Origin of the sequence: Aestuariivivens insulae (assembly GCF_022662195.1) — a bacterium.
Lineage (GTDB): Bacteria > Bacteroidota > Bacteroidia > Flavobacteriales > Flavobacteriaceae > Aestuariivivens > Aestuariivivens insulae.
In genome coordinates, this window is record NZ_JAKMCS010000002.1 from 58314 (window position 1) to 81954 (window position 23641).

A 23641-nucleotide genomic window follows, 5' to 3' on the forward strand; every position below is an offset into this window, starting at 1 on the left:
CTTATCCTTAGCCTTCAACCCCTCTTTTTATTTAATTAAATTCAATTACAATATTAAAAACCCTAATTCAATTAAAGAATATTCAAAATATTGAATTTTTAATGAATTATTCGTATTTTTATAACACGATGTAAACTATTGAATTTTTAAATAAAACCCATGCCCGACACTTTCGAATCCAACGACATATTAAACAAACTGCCCAAACATTTAAAACAGTTTATAAAACCGCAAAATTATGAGGACTATTCGGCCATAGACCAAGCTGTATGGCGTTACGTGATGCGCAAAAATGTAGACTTTTTAACAACGGTCGCCCATGGGTCGTACCTGGACGGATTGAAACAAACGGGCATCTCTATAGACCAGATTCCCAACATGTACGGTATGAACCGTATTTTAAAGGAAATTGGTTGGGCTGCTGTGGCTGTAGATGGCTTTATCCCGCCAAATGCCTTTATGGAATTTCAAGCTTATAACGTGTTGGTTATAGCGAGCGATATTAGGCAACTGGAACATATTGAATACACGCCTGCCCCAGATATTATTCATGAAGGTGCAGGGCACGCCCCTATAATTGCCAACCCAGAATACGCTGAGTATTTAAGGCGCTTTGGTGAAATTGGCTGTAAAGCCATTTCTTCGGCTAAAGACTATGAGCTATACGAAGCTGTTAGGCATTTATCCATTATAAAGGAAGCTCCTAATTCCACTGAAGAAGACATTATCTTAGCAGAACAAAAAGTAGAAGAACTTCAACAAAACATGGGGGATCCCAGTGAAATGGCCCTTATTAGAAACTTACACTGGTGGACGGTCGAATATGGATTGATTGGCACTATTGAAAATCCAAAAATTTACGGTGCCGGATTATTATCATCCATTGGCGAAAGTGCTTGGTGCATGACCGATGCTGTTAAAAAACTACCCTATTCCATTGAAGCCACTTATAAAGATTTCGATATTACCAAACCACAACCACAACTTTATGTAACACCCGACTTTGCCCATTTAAGTCTGGTATTGGAAGAATTTGCCAACACCATGGCTTTACGAAATGGTGGGCTATCTGGCATTGAAAAGCTAATCCATTCTAAAGCCTTGGGCACTATAGAATTGAGTACAGGCCTTCAGGTTTCTGGTGTATTCTCCAGTGTTATTGAACATAACGGCAAACCTATCTACATTCAAACCCATAATGAAACTGCTTTAGCCTATAGAGAAAAAGAGTTGGTTGGCCATGGCACCAAAACACATAAAAAAGGGTTTGGATCGCCTATTGGAAAACTAAAAGGCATTAATTTGGCAATTGAAGATATGAGTCCGCGTGATTTGGCCGCCTATAATATATATGAAGAAAGAACGGTTACGCTGGAATTTGAAGGTGGGATAAAAGTATCTGGTGAAATTATTACAGGCAAACGCAATCTGCAAGGCAAGATTATTTTGGTTAGTTTTAAAAACTGCACCGTCACCCATGGTGATACCGTTTTATTCAAGCCCAAATGGGGTATTTACGATATGGCTATAGGCAAAGAGATTGTATCGGCATTTTCTGGACCAGCAGATTTAAATAGTTTTGATTTGATTACCCATGTGCCATCCACTCAAACCGTACACGTCAAAAAATCGGAAAAGCGATTGGAGTTGGAAAGCCTCTACCAACAGGTTAGGGATTATCGGGAAGGCAAAAACAGAACCATCTCCAGGACCAAAGTTTTAGAGCAACTTATTGAAAAGCACCCAACCGATTGGCTGTTGCCGGTTGAACTTTATGAATTGGCTTTTAAAGGTCATGAACAAACCCTATGCAATAGCATTCTGGAACATCTGGAAACTATTAAACAACACAAGCCCGAAGTTGGCAAGTTAATTGATGATGGATTGGAAATTATTAATAAAACAATAGTTACACAGTAACAGACATAGGTTATTAATGTTCTGTTTTGATTTTAAAACTTAGTTTTTTATCCATAAGACTAAGGATTAAATTTTCTCCATGCAAAAAATGAAAATAAAACGAATCTAATACTTCTTCATCTTCTAAAATTTTCACTTCCTTTTTAGAAAAGCGACACATTGAACTTGGAATACATTTAATTGTTTTTTTTGAATTTTGTCTGTTAAAAAATACAGACTCAACGCAAAATTTCAAACTCAAATCTTCGTTTATACTACTAGACATAAATTCAACGGCACCTACTTTAGCTCCATTTGTTGGCAAAAACTCGTATTGACTACATGGGTTAATTCTAATAATGTATGTTTCATTTCTCCTAAACTTGGCATATGCTGAATCATTATCTCTAAACTTACCATCCATTGAAAAACGAATAACATCAAACCCCTCTTTTACCTTAGGCACTCTGTATTTTAATGTATCTGGACGAATTAAAACACCATTGATTTCAAAAGAAAACATAGTATTTTTAAATCCATCCTCTAAAAACTTTAAACCCTGAAATTGAATAGTAACAAAACTATCTTGGCAATAAGTAAATGTGGTAAAAAAAAAGAACAAAAATATTATTTGTTTCATCCTTTAAAAATCATTTAAACCGTTCTAAAGTTTCCTTAGTAAAATCACTCAACACCAATTTTCCGCTAATTTTAGCTCTTTCTAAAAGCAGCTCGTTCCAGTGCTCTGTACCTCCCCAAAACACTTGTTTCATTTGTTGTAACGCTTCTGGGTTATAAGCGCTTAACTTTTGGACCAATACATCTACTGCTTCATCCAATGCCTCTACTGTTTCATAAACTTCAGCATACAACCCTTTACTTTTTGCAAATTCGGCCGAATAAAATACTTCGGCATTAATGGCCATTTGCGACATGGCCGTCTTCCCCATTTTTCTTGTAACTGCTGGTTCTATAACAAAAGGCCCTATACCAATACTCAATTCGCTTAACTTAATGGCGGCATATTGGGTCGCCAGACAATAATCGGTTGCCGCTGCCAATCCTACGCCACCACCTACGGCTTTGCCCTGGACCCGGCCAATAATCAATTTAGGACATTGCCGCATCGCATTAATAACCTGTGCAAATCCAGAAAAAAATTGTGTTCCTGCTGCTTCATCTTCAATAGCAACGAGTTCCTTAAAGCTTGCCCCTGCGCAAAAGGTTCGGTCACCTCCGCTTTTTAAAACAATTACCTTTACAGCATCATTAGTTCCTGCTTCAATAATGGTCTGTTCTAATTTTTTAAGGTTTTCACTTGGCATCGCATTATGCTCTGGATGAAAAAACTCAATATACCCTACTCCATTCTTTATGGTTAACGATACGTATGGTTGCATTTTACTTATAAATTATTGGGTTGAATATACATAATTTTATCAGTAACTCTTGTTACATTGGGTTTTTAAAATTAAACCGTAATTTGCACAAATTAAAATAAAACTATGGGGTTATTAAATTTACTGTTTGGCAATAAAGACCATTTAATAAAAGATTTTATAGATAGAGGCGCTGTTATTATTGACGTGCGTACACCTGCAGAATATAAACAAGGTGCCATAAAAGGCTCGAAAAATATACCTTTGCAAGGTATCAATACTAAAATTGAGGACTTAAAAAAACTCAAGAAACCCATTATTACCTGTTGTGCCAGCGGCATGCGCTCTGGTAGTGCGGCATCCATCTTAAAAAAACATGGCATTGAGGTTATAAACGGTGGCGGTTGGGCGAGCTTAAAAAGCAAACTCTAATTGCCTATGTTAATAAAAACAAGAAAACATTAGTTTCCTTCGACGTAAGAAGTCTAACTAATGTCATTTCTCTCGATTAATAGCATTACAAATGTAGGTTGTATTAGCTTAACCTGTGTTAACGATAGGTTAAGCTATCTTTATATTAATTTGTTTTAGCCATTCTTGAGTTTCACCAATCCATTATATTTCTGTTTTACAAATATTTAAGTCTGTTTTTAAGGTTAGAACACTGACTAAATTTTCTTAATATATTAAAAATAATTAAATGCCATATTAGCACTTCTTAAAAGTTAAGAAAAAAGAGCAGAATAAAAAAACACCAACTACAATTCACTGTTAATGATTATAATTGGTGTTCCTTATTTGAACTGATTAATAGCAACTTAAATTTACAATTAAATGTCTATGATAAAACTTTTTTTCGATAAAATGACATTTATAAAAGATTAAGCGCAACAACAAGGTTATTGAAACCAATCCAACAATTCTCTAGCACAAGATTATCTGTTTTGATCGTTTAAATTTATATTAACATCCTGATTTAAAAAGAAATATGCGTAAATTTTTGCTGTAGCTCCTTTTTCTGAACCTCTAACTGTTGAAGGAATTGTTGATGCGCTTCAGAATTTGGGTTAAATGGTTTATGCTGAAGGCCTTTTTGAATTCCATCAACCTGTTTCATGATTTTTGAAGCCTCGCCTGACATCCAAACACTTTGGAACTTTTCCCAGATATAGTTCACCGCTATAGTATTGGGATGAACCATATCTTCAGCATAAAAACGGTAATCTCGAAGTTCGTCCATCATAATTTCATAAGATGGAAAGTAGTGTAAATTACGGTCAACGGATACTGATTGTAAATTTAGAAATTGATGAATCGCAGCAATTAAATGCGCCTTACTTTGGGTATTCTCAATAAAACCATCCTTTAAATGCCTCACTGGAGATACTGTAAAAATAACAGTCACCTTAGGGTTTATTGCCTTTATTAAATCGGTTATATAATGCAAAGCGTTTTTGATGGTTTCAATAGACAGCAATTCTTTTTGAAACTCTTTTTGGGACACCTTATGGCAATTGGCCACTAATGTATTGGTTTTGGTAAAACGGTATACCCAAGCTGTTCCTAAAGTAATAATGATATGGCTTGCTCTGTTAAGTTCTTGCGCCGCTACTTTTACCTGATTATTTAAATTGTTTAATAATGCTTCTTTTGAAGGATTGCTTAATTTGGAATGCACTTCAAAACAGTGCCATTGTTCGTTATGGAAAAAGACATCTTCTTCTAAATATTGTTTTTGGCCTATAGCATTTACAACAATCCTTTCTATGGCTTTAGGGTGAAAAACTATCCCAAAAGGATTTTGAACGGTTTGAAACTTATAATATGATAGTTTTTCTCCAATATGCTCTACAAAGCAAGACCCCAACAACAATACGTTAGACCCATAACTAATAAGATTACCGGTTGGTTTAGTTAATGGTATTTGTGTTTGAAGGTACATATGCACGCTAAGACGCTAAGGTCGCCAAGTTTTTAATTAAAAAGCTACAAGCCGTTTACTATCCTAGTGATTCCCGATTTAATAAGTGGGCTATTAAAATTAACTAGCAAACCCAACTTTAAATTAGTTAACTTCAAATATGTTAATAATTGTTTAGGATGAACTGGATGAATCTCCATTACAGACTTTATCTCTACTATCACTTTGTTTTCCACTATTAAATCGGTTCTATATCCCAAGTCTAATTTCCGCCCCTTCCAAACAACAGGCAATTGTTTCTGTCTTTCAACTTTTAAGCCTATTTCTGTTAACTCTGAATATAATATTTCTTCGTAAATCGACTCTAAAAGTCCAGGCCCTAAATTAACATGTATATGGTAACAACAATCAACTATTATTGACGCTAAGTCATCTTCATAATATTCATCGTTATTGTTTTTCATACATTACTAACCTTTATGTAGCTAAGATGGGAACATGTCAAATATAAGACTTTTCCTATAATTAATAAAACCCATAACTACTTAACCTTAAAAGTTAACAATTGTGATTCTACGAGACAACCAAACCAATTCAAAACATACATATTATCACGCCAAGACTCCATGAACGACAAACTAATTCCATATTATGTGGCTGAAAAAACCTTCGTGGCTTTGCGACTCTGCGAGCCTAACTTAAATACCTTATAGAAACTTTCAAAGCCTCTTCTATGCCTTGAGGATTTTTACCCCCAGCAGTGGCAAAAAACGGTTGACCGCCGCCGCCGCCTTGAATGTATTTACCCAATTCCCTAACCACTTGACCTGCATTTAAACCTTTACTGGCAACCAGTTCTTTAGAAATATAACAAGACAACAAAGCTTTTCCATCTTTTTCGGTAGCCAACAGCAAAAACAGGTTATCTATCTGATTGCCCAAATCGAAGGCCACATCCTTTAACCCTGCAGCATCTAAATCCAAGTGTTTCGCTAAAAACTGAATTCCGTTAACCTCGGTCAATTCATTTTTCAGTTCTTGCTTAATGTTCTTGGCTTTATCTTTTAAAAGGGCTTCTATTTGCTTTTTTAAATCGGCATTTTCTTCCTGTAAATTCTGTAAAGCCTTTACGGGTTCCTTAGCATTGTTAAGCAAATCCTTCATTTCAAAATAAGCCTTGTTATTTTCAATAAAAAAGTCTTTTACAGCATCACGAGTTATCGCTTCAATACGGCGGACCCCTGAAGCTACGGCACCTTCTGAAAGGATTTTAAAATGCCAAATATCTGCTGTGTTCTTCACATGGGTACCTCCACACAACTCTATAGATTTCCCAAAACGGATGGTACGCACGGTATCGCCATACTTTTCACCAAATAAACTCATTGCCCCTTCTGCTATGGCTTCTTCCTTAGGGATACTTCGCTTTTCTTCCAAAGGCAATTTCCCTTCTATACGTCTGTTAACGAAATTCTCAACATCCTCCAACTCTTCAGTAGTTAATTTAGAGAAATGGGAGAAATCGAAACGCAAGTGTTTGGCATGTACCGCACTCCCTTTTTGCTCTACATGTGTTCCTAAAACCTCCCTAAGTGCTTGGTGCAACAAATGGGTAGCCGTATGGTTACTCTCTGTTCTACGACGCAAATCTAAATCTACTACAGCCTTAAATGTTTCACCAATATGCTCAGGTAAGTTTTTGACGAAGTGTATAATTACATTATTCTCTTTTTTGGCATCTACAATATACACCACATCGCCATGGACATCTTCAATATACCCTTTGTCCCCTACTTGTCCACCGCCTTCAGGATAAAATGGCGTTTGGTTAAAAACCAACTGGTACATTTCGCCTTCTTTCTTCGAAGTTACTTTTCGATATCTTGTAATCTTAACATGCGCTTCCAGCGTATCGTAGCCTACAAATTCTTCTTCTCCATCCTCAACCAACACGGTCCAATCGTCTGTAGACATTTCTCCTGCTGCTCTTGAGCGATCCTTCTGTTTTTGGAGTTCTTCATTAAAGCCTTTTTCGTCAAGTTTCAAGCCTTTTTCTGAAAGGATCAACGCTGTTAAATCCACAGGAAAGCCATAGGTGTCATAAAGCTCAAATACCTTCTCACCAGAAACGGTATCGGTTTTAGTATCTTCTACAATTCTGTTTAACAGTAACAAACCTTGTTCCAATGTTCTTAAAAACGACTGCTCTTCTTCTTTAATAACATTCTCTACGAGTTGCTTTTGAGCTTTTAATTCAGGAAAAGCATCTCCCATAGTTTGGCTTAAAACTTCAACCAATCTATAAATAAATGGTTCTTTTTTGTCTAAAAATGTAAAACCGTAACGCACTGCACGACGCAATATTCTTCGTATCACATAACCCGCCCCAGTATTACTTGGCAACTGGCCATCGGCAATGGCAAATGCTACAGCACGCACGTGGTCTGATATCACCCGAACGGCAACATCTACTTTTTCATCTTTACCATAGCCTTTACCCGAAAGTGTTTCAATTTCTTTAATTAGAGGTGTAAACACATCGGTATCGTAGTTACTTTGAACGCCTTGCAATACCATACACAACCGCTCAAATCCCATACCGGTATCGATATGTTTATCTGGCAGGTTCTCTAGGCTACCATTGGCTTTTCGATTGTATTGCATGAATACCAAATTCCAGATCTCTACGACCTGTGGGTGATCCATATTCACTAAATCTTTACCAGAAACCTTAGCTTTTTCTTCAGCAGAACGAATGTCGACATGAATCTCACTACAGGGACCACAAGGCCCTTGATCGCCCATCTCCCAGAAATTATCTTTTTTGTTACCCTTTAAAATACGGTCTTCAGAAATATGCTGCTTCCAAAAGTCGTAAGCTTCAGTATCCATAGGGATATTATCGTTTTCATCACCTTCAAAAACGGTAACATACAAGATGTCTTTATCAATACCATAAACCTTTGTTAACAACTCCCAGGCCCAAGCAATGGCTTCTTTTTTAAAATAATCGCCAAAACTCCAGTTGCCCAACATTTCAAAAAGCGTATGGTGGTAGGTATCGTAACCCACTTCCTCTAAATCGTTATGTTTTCCAGACACCCGCAAACATTTTTGACTGTCTGTTATACGACTGCTTTTTGGCTGTGCATTACCCAAAAAATATTCTTTAAAAGGTGCCATACCCGAATTTACGAACATGAGCGTGGGATCATCTTTTACAACCATTGGCGCCGAGGGCACTATAGTATGTTTTTTATTCTCGAAAAAATTTAAAAATTTAGAGCGAATATCTTGTGACTTCATTTACTTTTGGTAATGCTATTTTTGTTTCTTTTTTACATTAAGGAAGTGGTTTCTTCTTTTCTTTTGCTTAAAACAAAAAGTCCAAAAACACTTCAATTACAAAACAATTTTTATCTTTACTCTCCTTTTTATTTTTAGATATCGGCTAATGACGATACTTTTTTAAAAGGTTTAACGTTTGCTTAAAAAACTAAGACATAAGTTGTTTTAATTGAATGCAAAAATACTATAATTTAGGTAATGAGTAAGGTAAAATATTATTACGATCCAGAATCGCTTTCCTATAGAAAAATTGAACGTAAAAAAAGAACCACGTTCAAATACGCTTCTATGTTTATTCTAGCTTCAGCTATTTTTGGATTTATCTTTGCATTTATTGCCAGTCAGTATGTTGAATCTCCTAAAGAACGTGCTTTAAAGCGTGAGTTGCAGAACATGCAGTTACAATACGGTATTCTGAACAAAAAAATGGAACATGCCGAAACGGTTTTAGCTAATATTGAAGACCGCGACAATAACATTTACCGCGTTTACTTTGAAGCAAACCCCATACCTGAAGAACAGCGCAAGGCCGGTTTTGGTGGAATTAACCGCTATAAAAAACTGGAAGGCTACGACAATTCAAAACTGGTCATAGAAAGCAGCAAGCGATTGGATATCCTTCAAAAGCAAATCGTAGTCCAGTCGAAATCATTGGACGAAATTGCAAAACTAGCTAAAGAAAAAGAAAAACTATTGGCTGCTATTCCTGCGATTCAACCCGTAAACAATAAAGACTTAACACGTATGGCCTCGGGTTATGGTATGCGTTCCGATCCGTTTACCAAAGCAAGAAAAATGCACTGGGGCATGGATTTCACAGCCCCTAGGGGCACGCCTATTTATGCTACCGGTGACGGCGTTGTGGTTCGTGCCGATGCTAGAGCTACAGGTTACGGCAGGCACATACGTATAGATCATGGTTACGGCTACACTAGCTTATATGCGCACCTATATAAATACAACGTAAAAAGAAACCAAAAAGTTAAGCGTGGTGATCTTATCGGGTTTGTGGGAAGCACAGGTCGTTCCCAGGGCCCTCATTTACATTATGAGATATTTAAAGATGGCAAACGCATTAACCCCATTAACTTTTACTACGGTAGTTTAACTGCTGAAGAATATGCCGAATTATTGGAACACGCCTCATTAGAAAACCAATCTTTAGACTAATGCATATAGAGCTTCCCGAAAAACGATATTACAGTATTGGCGAAGTGGCCAAGGCATTTCATGTTAATACCTCTTTAATTCGTTTTTGGGAAAAGGAGTTCGATGTACTAAAACCTAAAAAAAATGCCAAGGGCAACCGTAAGTTCACACCAGAAGACATAAAAAATCTAAAACTCATTTACCACTTGGTAAAAGAGCGTGGATTTACTTTAGAAGGTGCCAAAACCCATTTAAAAGAAGAGAAGAAAGAAACGCTTAACAACTTCGAAATTATTAGCAAACTGGAAGGCATCAAAAATCAACTGATAAAAATTAAAGAACATTTGTAACATTTTCGGTTTATTTTCAACTTATTAATTGAACATTAAAAAATCAAAACTAAGATTATGAAAAAGTTTCTACCATGGATTATTATAGGTATCGTTGTTTTAGGGCTTTACTCTTGGGGTAAAGGGTTTAATAATACTGCTGTCACATTAAATGAAGGCGTTAAAGAGGCCTGGGGCAATGTAGAAACGGCTTACCAACGCAGAAACGACCTTATTGGCAATTTGGTAAAAACCGTACAGGGGGCTGCCGATTTTGAACGTAAAACCCTAACTGAAGTTATTGAGGCCCGTGCCAAAGCAACATCCATTAGCATAGATCCCAATAACATTACACCAGAACAATTGGCGCAATACAACCAAGTGCAAGGGGGATTAAGCGGGGCCTTAAAAAGTCTTTTAGTTACTGTTGAGCGCTACCCCGATTTAAAAGCCAATCAAAACTTTTTAAAACTTCAGGACGAACTTACCAGTACAGAAAATACGATACAGACCCAAAGAACACGCTACAACGAAGCCATTAAACCTTACAACATTCATGTAAGCAAGTTTCCTAATACCATTCTGGCAGGCCTATTAAATTTTGACGACAAGCCGTATTTCAATGCTGAAGCTGGCGCAAACAAGCCTGTTGATGTTGAATTCGATTTTAAATAATCGGTCATGTCCAAAGTTGAAAATTTTCTTAATGCTGAAGAAGAGCAGAATATCATTGAAGCCATAAGGCTTGCCGAAAAAAATACGTCTGGCGAAATTAGGGTACATATTGAAAAAACCTGTAAAGGTGATGCCTTTAACCGTGCCCTAGAAGTATTCCACTATCTAAAAATGGATAACACCAAAGCACAAAATGGCGTGCTTATTTATGTTGCCGTTGAAGATAAAAACTTTGTTATTTATGGTGACAAGGGCATAAACGATGTGGTACCCAAAGATTTCTGGAACACTACCAAAGACGTCATTCAGCAACATTTTAAATTGGGCCATTTTAAACAAGGACTTGTTGAAGGCATTTTAAAGGCAGGCCAAGAACTGGAGAAGCACTTCCCTTGGCATCATGACGATATCGATGAATTACCAAATGACATTTCAAAAGGCTAACACTTAAATGAAGCATTTAAACACAAATAGTATTGCTTGTTTTAAATTAAGCATTAAGGTTTTAGTCCTTACGTTAACATTAAGCTTGTTATCATTTGAATCGGCTTTTGCTCAATTTAACATCCCTGATAAGCCAAAACTCCAAACTAGTGTTTACGATTATGTAGACTTGTTATCTACTACTGAAAAAAATAGTTTAGAACATAAATTAATTAAATATTCTGACACTACTTCCACGCAAATCGTTGTCGCCATTATTTCAACAACTAAAGGTGAAAATATAGGTTTATTGGCTCCCAGATGGGCTCATGAATGGGGTGTTGGGCAAGCTAAGGAAGACAACGGGGTATTCATCTTATTGGCTAGAGATGACCGTAAAATATGGATAGCTCCAGGCTACGGTGTAGAACATAAATTAACTGCTGGCATCACAGGAGAATTAATCCGCAATGTTATTATCCCTGAGTTTAAACGCGGTGATTATTATAACGGTTTGGATAAAGGTACAGATACCATTTTTCAAATTTTAAAAGGGGAATACAAAGGTTCTGGTAAACAAAACAACCGCAACAGCAGTTCTCCTGTAGGCTTCATTTTTATAATTTTTATTTTCATTATTATTTTAATTGCTATTACCAAGAATCGACGTGGCGGAGGCGGCAACCATAGAGGTGGCAACAGACATGGCGGTTTCGATATCTGGGATGCCATCATACTAAGCAATATGGGACGCGGTGGTTTTGGCGGTAGCTCTGGAGGCGGATTTTCTGGAGGTGGTGGCTTTGGCGGCGGTTTTGGTGGCGGTGGATTTTCTGGTGGTGGTGCTGGAGGAAGCTGGTAAATAGTTCACAACAAATTATTAACAATTAACGATTGATGATTGATAATTAATGAACCAAGAGTCAAGAGCCAATAATTAAGAACTAAGCCCCTAAACATTTAAACGTTGAACATTGAATGAACCTTAAATAGCTCCCAAGTTATTTTGGCAGCACACCCCGTTGGGCACCCCCCTTAAAAAACCTAAACTATTTTTTCCTCATATAAACACTCACGGGAACACCATTAAAATTAAAGTGTTCTCGCAGTTTATTTTCTAAAAAGCGTTTGTAAGGATCTTTTACATATTGGGGTAAGTTACAGAAAAATGCAAACTGCGGCTGTGGTGTTGGCAATTGCATGATGTATTTAATCTTAACGAATTTACCTTTATAAGCTGGCGGCGGGTAGTGTTCTATTATAGGCAATAGCACCTCATTAAGCTTACTTGTTTTTATTTTTTTCGAACGGTTGTTATAAACGTCAACGGCAGTCTCTATAGCTTTATAAATACGCTGTTTGGTCAAAGCCGAAATAAACAGGATAGGCACATCGGTAAAAGGCTCTATTTGCTTGCGTATAACTTTCTCGTATTCCTTAACCGATTTATGGTCTTTTTCTACTAAGTCCCATTTATTAACTAGAATCACAACACCTTTTCTATTGCGCTCTGCTAACCAAAAAATATTTTGTACTTGACCGTCGAACCCCCTAGTGGCATCTAAAACCAACAAACACACGTCGCAGTGTTCAATAGCACGAATACTACGCATAACCGAATAGAATTCTAAATCCTCCTTGACTTTAGACTTTCTTCGAATACCTGCTGTATCCACTAAGTTAAACTCAAACCCAAAACGGTTGTACTTGGTATCAATAGCATCCCTCGTGGTACCAGCAATATCTGTTACAATATATCGGTCCTCTCCTATTAAGGCATTTATAAAAGACGATTTCCCAGCATTGGGACGCCCAACAACTGCAAAGCGTGGCAACTCATCTTCTATGATTTCCTCTTTTTCCGGCAATACATCTACTAATGCATCCAATAATTCCCCTGTTCCGCTTCCGTTTATACTGGCAATGGTATAATACTCTCCCAAGCCTAAGGCATAAAACTCAACGGCATCCTCGGCACGTTTGGCATTATCTACTTTGTTTACAGCTAAAAAGACTGGCTTGTCCACCTTCCGAAGTAGTTTTGCAACATCTTCATCCATTCCGGTTACACCAGTTTCAACATCTACCATAAATATGATGGCATCGGCTTCATCTATGGCAAGCTCTACTTGTTTGTCTATTTCAGATTCAAAAATATCGTCACTTCCAACCACATAGCCTCCGGTATCGATTAATGAAAACTCCTTACCGTTCCAATCACTCTTACCATAATGACGATCGCGGGTAACCCCACTTACCGCATCAACAATAGCTTCACGTTTTTGGATCAACCGATTAAAAAATGTTGACTTCCCTACATTGGGTCTTCCTACAATAGCAACTATTCGACTCATATTCTTTTAATTGTTTGCAAAGGTAGTGTTTAATATTAAAGAAAAAACACTATTTTTCTTGTGAAAATTTTGTGGTATGCCAATATCCAATGACATTGTTCTAAGACCTCGGTTTAAAATTGAAATCCCCAGAAACAACCAATCTGTTTTAAGTGATTTTGAGCAAGCCAAAAGCACGCAATCCGATTTTATTGTAAACAGGATAGACGATCAAGTTTTTATAAAATTCCCAAAACACAAACAGCATTTTTGGTCGCCACAATTGCATTTGGAAATTAATGAAGTAGATGAAAACTCCAGTTTACTTTATGGTTTGTTTGGCCCCAACCCCACGGTATGGACCTTATTTATGTTTCTACACTTTATGGTGGCTGGTTTTTTTATTGCCTTTGGCATTTGGACTTATACCAATTGGACTCTAGGAAACAGCTACACCATACAGTTAAGCCTTATGCTGCTTATGGTTGTTATTTGGTTTGTGTTATATTTTGCAGGTAGGATTGGCAAAGATTCAAGTAAGGGCGAAATGCATAAGTTACATGATTTTATGACCCATGTTTTAAAATAAAAAAAGTCCTAATTGTAAAACAATTAAGACTTTAACTAACTAACTCAACAACTAAACCAACAAGTTGTAACTCATGCAAATATCACACAAACACAGCAACTTACTGTTACTTAATTGAAAAGTTAGTATTAGGGTTTTGTTAAATTAATGCGTTGTGCATTTTAATAAAATTCTTTCAACCTGCCCGTCCAGCAGGCGGGTTCGAGTGAATTTCACGATTAAAATGAGTAAAATTTGTACTTCGACGAGCTCAGCAGAACTATCGAGATTGAGAATTTTAACCTTTGAAATAGTTCTCGATACGTCCCGACGTTTACTGTCGGGACACTCGAACTGACAATAATGAAACTATCAGAAACCAAAATGCACAACGGGTTAGACTAAGTAAATGTTATTGGTTATACCCAAAACGCTTCAACTGGTTTTGATTGCTACGCCAGTTTTTGTTCACTTTAACATAAAGCTCCAAATGGATTTGCTTTCCAAAAAACTTCTCTAAATCTTTCCTGGCCTCTATGCCAACCCTTTTTAAAGCACTTCCTTTATGCCCTATAATAATCCCTTTTTGGGTATCGCGTTCTACCATGATTACCGAGCGCACCCTAATAATCTTTTCCTCTTCCATAAACTCTTCGGTTTCTACTTCTACGGCATAAGGAATTTCCTTTTTGTAATGCATCAGGATTTTTTCCCGAATGGTTTCGTTTATAAAAAAACGCTCGGGTTTATCGGTTAATTGATCTTTAGGGTAAAACGGAGGGGATTCTGGGAGCAATTCAATAATTCTATCGAAGACTTCCTTGACCTGAAACCCTTCCAATGCCGATACCGGAATAATTTCGGCGTTAGGCACTTTTTCTGCCCATAGCTGCACCTGAGTTTCCAATTCCTCCTGGTTAGAGGTGTCTATCTTGTTCAACAAAAGTAAAACAGGAATTTTTGTATGCTTTATTTTATTGAAAAAATCTTCGTCTTTGAGAGCTTGCTCTCCTATTTCTACCATATAGATCAAGATATCGGCATCTTCAAAAGCCGATTTCACAAACCCCATCATAGATTCCTGTAACTCGTAAGCTGGTTTAATAATACCAGGCGTATCACTAAAAACCACCTGAAATTCATCTCCATTAACAATGCCTAATATACGGTGACGTGTGGTTTGTGCCTTAGAAGTGATGATAGACAACTTTTCACCAACAAAGGCATTCATTAACGTAGACTTACCCACATTGGGGTTTCCTATTATATTTACAAAACCTGCTTTATGTGCCATTTTTAGTTTTTTTTCTAATAACTTAATTACTTCAATAGGTTCTAAAATAGGCTTTGTGGAACAACGAGCATAGCTGTAATGTTTTAAACATAAATAAACAACAACAGGTTTCGACTTTAGTTTATCTTGAGCGACAGTCGAAAGGCTCAACCCGACAAAACAAAAGATAGCCTTTTTAAAAATTCTATTGATTTAAATGCAAAACTACAACCTTTTAAATGAGTTCAATAAAAAAAGGCAGGATATTAAACGTCCTGCCTTTTAAATTATGTTTTCTTTAATAAACTATTCCAATACCTCTAATAATTCTACTTCAAAAATTAAAGCTGAAAATGGGGTGATGTGTTGTCCACGTTGTTGGAAACCATATGCCAAGTTTTGCGGAATGAAAAACTTGTATTTAGCACCCTCTTTCATAAGTTGAAGGCCTTCTGTCCATCCTTTAATTACTTGATTAACACCAAAAGTTCTTGGTTCTGCTTCTAAAGAGCTATCGAACACATCTCCGTTAATATTAGTTCCATGATAATGTACTTTCACTCTTGAGGTTGCCGTTGGCTGTTTACCTGTACCTTCTTCTATTACAATATACTGCAACCCACTTTCTGTAGTTAAAACGTCTGGATTGTTCGCTAAGTTATCTGCCAAGAACTTTTCTCCTGCTGCTTTTTCTCCCGCAAATTGCTCTTCGGCTTTTTTCTCAGCTTCCTCTTGTTGCTTCTTCATCATTTCTTCTCTTTTCTTTTGGAAAAACGTTTGAAGAATACCTTGTACCAATGTTTGGTCCATTAACACTTTTGTTGAATCCAACCCATTTAAATAACCTTCATAAAAAAGGTCGTCATTTATTTCTCCAAGGTTAGTGTTAACATTTCTAGCGATATCCATACCCAAAGCATAACTTACAGAGTCTATTTCGGTTTTTAAATCTGCTTTAGTGGCTGCTTTTTTTCCACAAGAAACTATTGAAAATGCAATTGCTAATACACTTAATAATTTTATAATCTTCATTTTATCTATTATTTTTAATTGGTAGCCAAAAGTAGCAAAATTTATCAATAATTACTCCTATTAAAGTTTATTTATAATATTCTTAAGAAATAGCTTTAAAATAGGGTTTCTGTTCTCCTTGCTCCATACAAGCGACAATGTGGTTTTATGTGGCACCGCCTTTAATTCAACAAACTTTACAGCTTTTAAATCTTCAACCAGCAAAGAGCGTGGCACAATTGACACGCCAAAATTATTTTCAACCAATTTATAGATTGAACCGGCATGAATGGTATTATGGGTTACTGTTGGAGAAAAGCCTGCATCATCAAAAATACGCATGACCTTCTCGTAATAGCTGGTACTATAATTTGGATCGAATAATATGAAAGCATCATTTTTTAGCTGCTTAATGGTCTTAAAATTGGTCTCATCGACTGGATGGTCTTTTGGCAATACCAAACAAAAATTTTCCTGTAATATGGGTTTTATGGTTATACTTTCGGGGACACGTTCCAGACGTACAAAACCAACATCAATATCTTCGGTAATCAAAGCGTTGATCTGTTTTTGGTTATCCATTTCCCTTAAGGAAAATAACGTATTGGGGTACCCTGCCTTGAACTTTAATAACAAATCCGGTATAATTTGCTGCATGGCAGAACCTACATAGCCCATCCTTAAGTTACCCTCAACGCCATCGTTTAACAGCTTTGCATGGTCAATAACATTTTCAAGGTTTTTTAAACTTCTCGCTATTTCTGTTTTAAGATAAGCCCCAGCTTTAGTCAATTCTACCTTTCTGTTATGCCTTGAAAATAATTGTATCCCCAAATCCTCTTCCATTTGTTTAATCTGCCTGCTCAATCCTGGTTGTGAAATAAAAAGGCGTTCAGCTGCTTTTCTAAAGTGTAAATCTTCGGCCACGGCCAAAAAATATTTTAAATGTCGAATTTCTAATTGATTACCCATAGTTATTAATTAATAAAAAAATAGTCTTATTTCGAATTAAAAATACTAATAACTTTGTAATACCAATTATAAAATCGTCAAATCTTATGACTTTTAAATACGGAATCGATACGCTTACGGTTAATATCGTCATGGCTATTTGCAATGGAAGCATGCCTGCATCTATCACCAAAGACGCCATTAATAAAGTTAATGCTTGTAGAAGTAAGGTGGAAACTATGGCTAGCTCAAATAAAGCGGTCTACGGCATCAACACAGGGTTTGGGCCGCTATGCGATGTTCAAATAACACCTGAAGAGACCAGTAAATTACAGGAGAACTTACTCATTACCCATGCCGTTGGTGTTGGTAAACCTATAGACAAAGAGCTATCAAAACTTATGATGATTTGCAAAGTGCATGCGCTCTGTCAAGGTTATTCCGGCATTCGTTTAAAAGTTATTGAGCGCATCCTTTATTTTATTGAACACGATTTAATTCCTGTAGTCCCTGAGCAAGGCTCTGTAGGTGCTTCGGGCGACCTGGCTCCGCTATCCCATTTATTCCTACCGCTTATTGGTTTGGGTGAATTTTGGATAGACCATAACATAGTTCCTGCCAAACAGGTTTTACAAGAACACAACTTAAGCCCTATTCAATTACAAGCTAAAGAAGGCCTAGCCCTTATTAATGGCACCCAATTTATTCTAGCCCATGCCATATTGGGCTTGGATAAAATGCACTATCTTTTAGATTTAGCCGATGTAGCAGGTGCCATGAGTATAGAAGGTTATAAGGGCAGTGCTTCACCATTTAAAGAAGCATTACATACCATACGTCCGTTTAAAGGTGCTTTAAAAGTTGCCGAACGCATGCGCATGCTTTTTGAACATTCTGAAAACATCATGTCCCACGAAAACTGTGAGCGGGTGCAAGATCCTTACTCCATGCGTTGCATTCCACAGGTACACGGTGCCTCTAGAAATGCATATTACCACTTGATGGAACTGGCAGAAATAGAACTTAACTCGGTTACCGATAACCCCATTGTGTTAAGCGATACTGTTGCTATTTCCGGAGGAAACTTTCACGGACAGCCATTAGCCATGGCCTTGGACTACGCTTCTATTGCTGCATCTGAACTGGGAAATATATCAGACAGACGCTGCTATTTGCTTATAGAAGGTAAGTTTGGTCTCCCCAGACTCTTAACAACTGGTGGCGGATTAAATTCAGGGTTTATGATTCCCCAGTACACAACGGCTGCTTTGGTTACCGAAAACAAATCACTTTGTTTTCCACCTTCGGCCGATAGCATCCCCACTTCTTTGGGCCAAGAAGACCATGTATCTATGGGTAGTATCTCTGGACGCAAGTTTAATCAGATATTGGAAAACCTAGAAAAAATATTGGCCATCGAACTTATGTATGCCGCTCAAGCTATGGAGTTTAGAAGACCCAACAAATTTTCTGATATTTTAGAACTAAACTTTAATATTATCCGCGAAAAAGTGGATAAACTGGAAGATGACAGACTACTAAAAGACGACATATACGCGATGATTGCACTAGTAAAAGACCAATCCCTTATCGTTTCAAAACAATAGATTATGACTTTCAAAGAACTTATATTACAAGGCATACCAAACACCTTACCTAGCAAAAAGCCATACCCTAAACACGCCAACAGGGCTCCAAAAAGAAAGGATATCCTCAATAAAGCCGAAAAACAGTTGGCCATACGCAATGCTTTAAGATACTTCCCCGAAGCATGGCATGCCATTTTAGCTGAAGAGTTTGCCCAAGAATTAAACGATTTTGGAAGGATATACATGTACCGTTTCAAACCAGATTACGATATGTATGCCAGACCTATTGAAGATTACCCTGCCCAATCGAAACAAGCTGCAGCCATCATGCTCATGATTCAAAATAACCTGAATCCAGCAGTTGCCCAACACCCCGAAGAGCTAATTACTTACGGCGGCAATGGTGCCGTATTTCAAAATTGGGCGCAATACCTTTTAACCATGCAATATCTGGCCACCATGACCAATGAGCAAACCCTGCATATGTATTCTGGCCACCCTATGGGGCTCTTCCCCTCGTCGAACCAAGCTCCACGGGTAGTGGTTACCAATGGCATGATGATTCCCAATTATTCGCAACCCGACGACTGGGAAAAATTTAATGCTTTGGGTGTGACACAATATGGGCAAATGACTGCCGGATCATTCATGTACATTGGCCCACAAGGCATTGTACACGGTACGACCATTACAGTAATGAATGCCTTTAGAAAGATTTTACCAAAAACTGAAACATCTGCCGGCAAAATATTCTTGACTGCTGGTTTGGGTGGTATGAGTGGTGCCCAGCCCAAAGCCGGAAATATAGCAGGCTGCATTACCATTTGTGCCGAAGTTAATGAAAAGGCAGCCATCAAACGCTTTGATCAAGGCTGGGTTGATGTTCTGGTACATACTATAGATGATTTAATTAGCAGAACTAAAATAGCCCAATCTAATGGTGAAGTGGTATCGATAGCCTATATAGGAAATATTGTAGAGGTATGGGAACGCTTTTATGACGAAGGTATTTTTGTACATGTGGGTTCCGACCAAACATCCTTGCATATCCCTTGGACTGGTGGATACTATCCTGTTGATGTTTCTTTTGAAGAAGCCAATCGGTTAATTCGTGAAGCACCGGAACAGTTCAAAGACAAAGTACAAGAGTCCTTAAGAAGGCATGCTGCTGCCATTAATAAACATGCTGCCAGGGGCACTTACTTTTTCGATTATGGCAATGCTTTTTTATTGGAAGCCTCTCGTGCCGGTGCCGATGTTATGGCCGAAAACAATATTGATTTTAAATATCCTTCTTACGTTCAAGATATATTGGGCCCAATGTGTTTCGATTATGGCTTTGGTCCTTTCCGTTGGGTTTGCACCTCTGGAAAACCGGAAGACCTGGACAAAACCGATGAGATTGCCATGAACGTACTCCAAGAGATTATGGAACAAGCTCCTGAAGAAATACAATTGCAAATGCAGGACAATATTACTTGGATAAAAAATGCCAAACGAAATAATATGGTTGTTGGATCGCAAGCCCGTATTCTTTATGCCGATGCTGAAGGACGTTCAAAAATCGCTCAAGCTTTTAATGATGCAATCGCCAATAACGACATAGGCCCCATTGTTCTAGGTAGGGACCATCATGATGTAAGTGGCACTGATTCGCCATATAGGGAAACCTCAAATATTTATGATGGTAGTAAATTCACTGCAGATATGGCCATTCAAAATGTAATAGGCGATAGTTTTAGAGGCGCTACTTGGGTATCCATCCATAATGGTGGCGGCGTTGGTTGGGGTGAAGTGATAAATGGCGGATTTGGAATGCTATTAGATGGTAGCAAAGCAGCAGAAAACCGTTTGAAAAGCATGCTTTTTTACGACGTTAACAATGGTATTGCCCGGCGTAGCTGGGCCAGAAATAGTGAAGCTCTATTTGCCATTAAGCGCGAAATGGAGCGTACGCCTAATTTAAAGGTTACATTACCTAATATGGTAAACGACGACCTTTTAGATGATTTATTTTAAAAACAGAAAGGGAGAGATACTATAGAATTCTCTTCCCTTTCATCTAAAAGATATGTAACAAAAATTATGGTTTATACACCTTTTGAAGTTACCTTGACAATTTAAATGTATTGTTAACAAATACATTTCCAATTGGGTCTAAATCTTTAGGGCATGCTATTATAAAACAATGCAAATTCCCATCTCCATCTCTAGCACACCTCCAACAGGTAGTTTTATTACCTTCAGTGGTTTGCTTAAAATCCGAAGGTATCTCAACACCATTTTCTGTTATTATATATTCGGGTTTTTTACCTTCGACAATATTTAATTTGAGAGCAATATCGCCTGCTTCTGATTGAAGGATTGTATTTAGTCCTGCCTTTAAATTAGTATTATAGGTTTTTTCTAGCGCATCATATGAATAATCAGCAGCATTTTCATTTTTTTTAGATTTGTCACCACAAGATAAGATGGTACACAAAAACAAGACAAAAAGTAAAGAGTTCAAAGTTTTCATGATAATAAATTTTATAAGTTATTAAAATCTATTAATCAAACTCTTAGGGATAAACAAGATAACAAAATTCATTCATACATCAAAATTTGATATTAGATTATTTTGAACCTACCCTTGTTGTTTCTTTGACACCAAAACAAAGCCTACAAAAAATTGTAGGCTTTGCTGCTCTATTAATCGGTCAAAAAAGAGCTATACCATATCTAGAAGCTCAAGCTTTGTTAGTGTTTCTGTCTTAAGGAATTAATAACTTAAAATGAACCTCAATTTTTTAACATAATATGGTATAGCATAAGTTTTTACAAAAACTCTAGTAATGCCATCTTACAAAAGCTTCTATAGCTGCATAATGTGCCAATCCTAGCTGATTGTATAACTCGGCTGTTTCTCTGTTCCTATCTTCTGCACGCTGCCAAAACTCTCTACTATCACTTCCTTGGAATACCACTCCATCTTTTTGCGATTGGTGTTTAAAGATACCGTGACGTTTTTGCAACACTTGATCTGGACTCATTGGTACAGCCATCTCTATTTCATCGATACCCCATTCTTGCCAAGCACCTCTATACAGCCACAACCAGCAATCGTCCATAAATTTATTGGGCTTCAATCGTTTAACCGATTCAAAAATAGCATCCAAACACACTTTATGGGTACCATGCGGATCTGCCAAGTCACCTGCTGCATAAATTTGATGCGGTTTTATCTTTTCAATTAAATCCATAGTGATTTTAATATCATCTTCACCTATAGGCTTTTTTTCTATGGTCCCCGTTTCGTAGAAAGGCAATTCCATAAAATGGATACGTTCATCTGGCAAGCCAACAAAATGCGCTGTTGCCCTAGCTTCACCTTTTCTAATTAAGCCTTTTATATAACGTACCTCCGGAATATCGATGTCGCTACTTTTCTTATTCTTTAGAAACTCAGACGCCTTCTTATAGATATTTTCGGCTTCGTCACTGGTAATACCAAACTTCTCATTATAATCGGTTACAAAATTGGCAAATCGCAACGCTTCATCATCGGCCACAGCAATATTTCCTGAGGTCTGGTAAGCCACATGCACTTCGTGTCCTTGCTCATGCAACCTAATAAAAGTTCCTCCCATACTAATGATATCATCATCTGGGTGCGGACTAAATAGTAACACACGTTTTTTAGCAGGCTCTGCGCGTTCTGGACGCTTACTATCATCGGCGTTAGGCTTACCTCCCGGCCAACCTGTAATCGTATGCTGAACTTGATTAAATATATTAATATTGATATCGTAAGCTGGTCCAGAATCTGCCAAAAGATCACTCATTCCGTTTTCGATATAATCGGCATCAGTAAGCATTAAGATTGGTTTTTTCAGTTTAAGAGCTAACCCAAGTACCGCCTTTCTAACCATTTTATCGGTCCACTCAATTTTTTCAACTAACCACGGCGTATTTATACGTGTTAATTTTGAAGACGCCGCCTTATCTATTACAAAAACCGCATTGTTATGTTCCTGTAAGTAAGATGCTGGCACCTGACTGGTGACCGTACCTTCAGCTGAGGCCTTAATGATATCGGATTTACCTTCACCCCAAGCCATTAGGATCACCCTTTTGGCTTCCATTATTTTTTTAACACCTAGGGTAATTGCCGTTCTGGGCGTATTGGACAACCCACCAAAATCATTACTGGCAGCCACCCTTGTAATATGGTCTAAGGCTACTAATCTTGTTTTGGAGTTTTGTAACGATCCTGATTCATTAAATCCGATGTGACCATTACCACCAATTCCCAAAATTTGTAAATCGATACCTCCTAATGCTTCAATTTTAGCCTCATATTCTGCACAATAGCTAGCGATTTCCGCTTTAGAAAGCATACCATCTGGGATATGATAATTCTCTGGTAAAATATCCACATGGTTAAACAACAGTTCCTCCATAAATCGCACATAACTATTTACAGAATCGGGCTCCATAGGATAATACTCATCCAAGTTGAATGTAATTACATTTTTAAAACTCAACCCTTCTTCTTTATGTAAACGCACCAATTCTGCATACAATCCTTTTGGTGTTGATCCTGTTGCCAAGCCCAAAACACAAGATTGATTGCTTTTTTGTTTTGCCTTTATCAATGTAGCTATTTCATTGGCCACTTCTGCTGAAGCTGCTTTTGAGTCATCGAAAATTACCGTATTGATATTTTCAAATCGCTTTTCAAAACCTGTGGCTTTGTCTGTACTACTCTTAATCATTTTAAATGTAATTTATTTATTTTAGTTGTATACGTT

At 37.3% G+C, this 23641-nt stretch carries 21 protein-coding genes; 10 read left to right on the forward strand and 11 right to left on the reverse strand.

The window, feature by feature from the left end:
• Positions 1 to 159: 159 nt before the first annotated feature.
• Positions 160 to 1920, forward strand: a complete 1761-nt coding sequence (locus MR062_RS02945) for an aromatic amino acid hydroxylase (RefSeq protein ID WP_242202589.1) — start codon at positions 160 to 162, stop codon at positions 1918 to 1920.
• Positions 1921 to 1933: 13 nt separating this feature from the next.
• On the opposite strand, the gene MR062_RS02950 is transcribed toward MR062_RS02945, so the two are convergent.
• Together MR062_RS02950 and MR062_RS02955 are read right to left on the reverse strand one after the other, a co-directional pair.
• Positions 1934 to 2539 carry a hypothetical protein gene (locus tag MR062_RS02950; protein ID WP_242202590.1) on the reverse strand — a complete coding sequence of 202 codons (606 nt, stop codon included), beginning with the start codon at positions 2537 to 2539 and terminating at the stop codon, positions 1934 to 1936.
• A gap of 10 nt (positions 2540 to 2549) precedes the next feature.
• Positions 2550 to 3299 carry an enoyl-CoA hydratase/isomerase family protein gene (locus MR062_RS02955; RefSeq protein WP_242202591.1) on the reverse strand — a complete coding sequence of 250 codons (750 nt, stop codon included), beginning with the start codon at positions 3297 to 3299 and terminating at the stop codon, positions 2550 to 2552.
• 105 nt (positions 3300 to 3404) lie between these two features.
• On the opposite strand from MR062_RS02955, the gene MR062_RS02960 reads away from it, so the two are divergent.
• A complete protein-coding gene (locus tag MR062_RS02960) occupies positions 3405 to 3710 on the forward strand; it encodes a rhodanese-like domain-containing protein (protein WP_242202592.1) in 306 nt (101 codons plus the stop codon).
• A 544-nt stretch (positions 3711 to 4254) separates the two neighbouring features.
• Here MR062_RS02960 and MR062_RS02965 read toward each other — a convergent pair.
• The 3 genes from MR062_RS02965 to alaS all read right to left on the reverse strand — a co-directional run bounded on the left by MR062_RS02965 (position 4255) and on the right by alaS (position 8505).
• Positions 4255 to 5220, reverse strand: a complete 966-nt coding sequence (locus tag MR062_RS02965; RefSeq protein WP_242202593.1) for a GSCFA domain-containing protein — start codon at positions 5218 to 5220, stop codon at positions 4255 to 4257.
• 44 nt (positions 5221 to 5264) lie between these two features.
• Positions 5265 to 5663 carry a GxxExxY protein gene (locus MR062_RS02970; RefSeq protein WP_242202594.1) on the reverse strand — a complete coding sequence of 133 codons (399 nt, stop codon included), beginning with the start codon at positions 5661 to 5663 and terminating at the stop codon, positions 5265 to 5267.
• A 229-nt stretch (positions 5664 to 5892) separates the two neighbouring features.
• Positions 5893 to 8505 (reverse strand): alanine--tRNA ligase, encoded by a 2613-nt coding sequence (gene alaS / locus MR062_RS02975; protein ID WP_242202595.1) that lies wholly within the window; start codon positions 8503 to 8505, stop codon positions 5893 to 5895.
• 240 nt (positions 8506 to 8745) lie between these two features.
• On the opposite strand from alaS, the gene MR062_RS02980 reads away from it, so the two are divergent.
• From MR062_RS02980 to MR062_RS03000, 5 genes are read left to right on the forward strand one after another with little or no spacing between them, the layout of a single operon-like run.
• A complete protein-coding gene (locus tag MR062_RS02980) occupies positions 8746 to 9717 on the forward strand; it encodes a M23 family metallopeptidase (protein WP_242202596.1) in 972 nt (323 codons plus the stop codon).
• The gene (locus MR062_RS02985) at positions 9717 to 10046 is read left to right on the forward strand and encodes a MerR family transcriptional regulator (RefSeq protein ID WP_242202597.1); all 330 of its coding nucleotides are present in this window, start codon (positions 9717 to 9719) and stop codon (positions 10044 to 10046) included. Before MR062_RS02980 ends, MR062_RS02985 begins: the two co-directional genes overlap by 1 nt.
• 57 nt (positions 10047 to 10103) lie before the next feature.
• Positions 10104 to 10700 carry a LemA family protein gene (locus tag MR062_RS02990; RefSeq protein ID WP_242202598.1) on the forward strand — a complete coding sequence of 199 codons (597 nt, stop codon included), beginning with the start codon at positions 10104 to 10106 and terminating at the stop codon, positions 10698 to 10700.
• A 6-nt stretch (positions 10701 to 10706) separates the two neighbouring features.
• Positions 10707 to 11144, forward strand: a complete 438-nt coding sequence (locus tag MR062_RS02995; protein WP_242202599.1) for a TPM domain-containing protein — start codon at positions 10707 to 10709, stop codon at positions 11142 to 11144.
• 7 nt (positions 11145 to 11151) lie between these two features.
• Positions 11152 to 11985 (forward strand): TPM domain-containing protein, encoded by an 834-nt coding sequence (locus tag MR062_RS03000; RefSeq protein ID WP_242202600.1) that lies wholly within the window; start codon positions 11152 to 11154, stop codon positions 11983 to 11985.
• A 187-nt stretch (positions 11986 to 12172) separates the two neighbouring features.
• Here MR062_RS03000 and der read toward each other — a convergent pair whose 3' ends face one another.
• Positions 12173 to 13477: a ribosome biogenesis GTPase Der gene (gene der / locus MR062_RS03005; RefSeq protein ID WP_242202601.1), complete on the reverse strand. Its 1305-nt coding sequence runs from the start codon at positions 13475 to 13477 to the stop codon at positions 12173 to 12175.
• Between the two features lie 76 nt (positions 13478 to 13553).
• Here der and MR062_RS03010 point away from each other — a divergent pair, with 76 nt between their 5' ends.
• Positions 13554 to 14045, forward strand: a complete 492-nt coding sequence (locus MR062_RS03010; RefSeq protein WP_242202602.1) for a GTP-binding protein — start codon at positions 13554 to 13556, stop codon at positions 14043 to 14045.
• A 391-nt stretch (positions 14046 to 14436) separates the two neighbouring features.
• On the opposite strand, the gene era is transcribed toward MR062_RS03010, so the two are convergent.
• The 3 genes from era to MR062_RS03025 all read right to left on the reverse strand — a co-directional run bounded on the left by era (position 14437) and on the right by MR062_RS03025 (position 17280).
• Positions 14437 to 15318, reverse strand: coding sequence for a GTPase Era (gene era / locus MR062_RS03015; protein ID WP_242202603.1), 882 nt, complete (start codon positions 15316 to 15318; stop codon positions 14437 to 14439).
• Positions 15319 to 15603: 285 nt separating this feature from the next.
• Positions 15604 to 16329: an FKBP-type peptidyl-prolyl cis-trans isomerase gene (locus MR062_RS03020; RefSeq protein WP_242202604.1), complete on the reverse strand. Its 726-nt coding sequence runs from the start codon at positions 16327 to 16329 to the stop codon at positions 15604 to 15606.
• Between the two features lie 60 nt (positions 16330 to 16389).
• Positions 16390 to 17280, reverse strand: a complete 891-nt coding sequence (locus MR062_RS03025) for a LysR family transcriptional regulator (protein ID WP_242202605.1) — start codon at positions 17278 to 17280, stop codon at positions 16390 to 16392.
• A gap of 86 nt (positions 17281 to 17366) precedes the next feature.
• Here MR062_RS03025 and hutH point away from each other — a divergent pair, with 86 nt between their 5' ends.
• Positions 17367 to 18866, forward strand: a complete 1500-nt coding sequence (gene hutH / locus MR062_RS03030; RefSeq protein WP_242202606.1) for a histidine ammonia-lyase — start codon at positions 17367 to 17369, stop codon at positions 18864 to 18866.
• A gap of 3 nt (positions 18867 to 18869) precedes the next feature.
• A complete protein-coding gene (locus MR062_RS03035) occupies positions 18870 to 20867 on the forward strand; it encodes a urocanate hydratase (RefSeq protein WP_242202607.1) in 1998 nt (665 codons plus the stop codon).
• An 88-nt stretch (positions 20868 to 20955) separates the two neighbouring features.
• Here MR062_RS03035 and MR062_RS03040 read toward each other — a convergent pair whose 3' ends face one another.
• On the reverse strand, positions 20956 to 21366 hold the full coding sequence (locus MR062_RS03040) for a hypothetical protein (RefSeq protein ID WP_242202608.1): 411 nt from the start codon (positions 21364 to 21366) through the stop codon (positions 20956 to 20958).
• Positions 21367 to 21676: 310 nt separating this feature from the next.
• Positions 21677 to 23605, reverse strand: a complete 1929-nt coding sequence (nagB, locus tag MR062_RS03045) for a glucosamine-6-phosphate deaminase (protein WP_242202609.1) — start codon at positions 23603 to 23605, stop codon at positions 21677 to 21679.
• Between the last annotated feature and the right edge of the window lie 36 nt (positions 23606 to 23641).